The organism is Streptomyces sp. IBSBF 2435 (assembly GCF_036815005.1).
In the GTDB taxonomy this organism is placed as follows: Bacteria; Actinomycetota; Actinomycetes; order Streptomycetales; family Streptomycetaceae; genus Actinacidiphila.
This window is the reverse complement of the sequence record NZ_JAJSYW010000399.1, coordinates 1-660: the sequence shown is the minus strand read 5'-3', so window position 1 is coordinate 660 and position 660 is coordinate 1. Positions and strand designations below refer to the sequence as shown.

Genomic DNA, 660 nt, shown 5'->3' with positions numbered 1-660 from the left:
ACGCCAGCCACCCCCGCGACGCCTACGCCCCCCGCGGCAGCCGAGGCCTCAGCGACGCCCGCGACCCAGGCAACCCCCGCCACACCCGCGCCCCTGCCGACCACATCGACCGCGCCGACCCCGGCCTCCGACATCCACGCGGCGACAGCCGCCTTCCACCAGAGCCTCACCGGCGCGGCGGACGTACCCGCCCCCGAGCCCGTACAGCCGTTGCTCAACAGGGGATTGGCCGAGGACCCGGCCCAACAGCCGCAGAGCGCGGCGGATTTCGCGGCCGAGCTGGAGACGGTCGCCGTCACGGCCTACGGCGAGGACTGGGAGCGGCGCGGGCAGCACGGACTGGCGCTGCTCGTCAACCGGTTGCTGGCACCGCCCGCCGAGGTCCTGCCGGCCGCCGCTCCGCCGGCTCCGCCCGCACCGCCCGTGCAACCCATCCCCGCGGGACGCCGTTTCGGCGGGCGGGCCAAGATCATCGCCGTCATCGCGGCGGTCGTGATCGTCGCGGGTGCGGTCACCGTCACCGCCGTGGCGACCGGCAACGACAAGGGCGACACCGCCGCCGCGGTGAAGCCCGCCCCGACAGCCACCGCTGCGCGAACCCCGGCCCCGGCTCCGGCCCCCACCACGCCCTCCGCGTCGGCCGGCCCGACGGCCAGCCCC

At 77.3% G+C, this 660-nt stretch carries 1 pseudogene; it reads left to right on the top strand.

From position 1 onward, the window contains the following. Window positions 1-660: pseudogene (locus tag V7E46_RS33675) on the top strand (hypothetical protein); the annotation flags it as partial.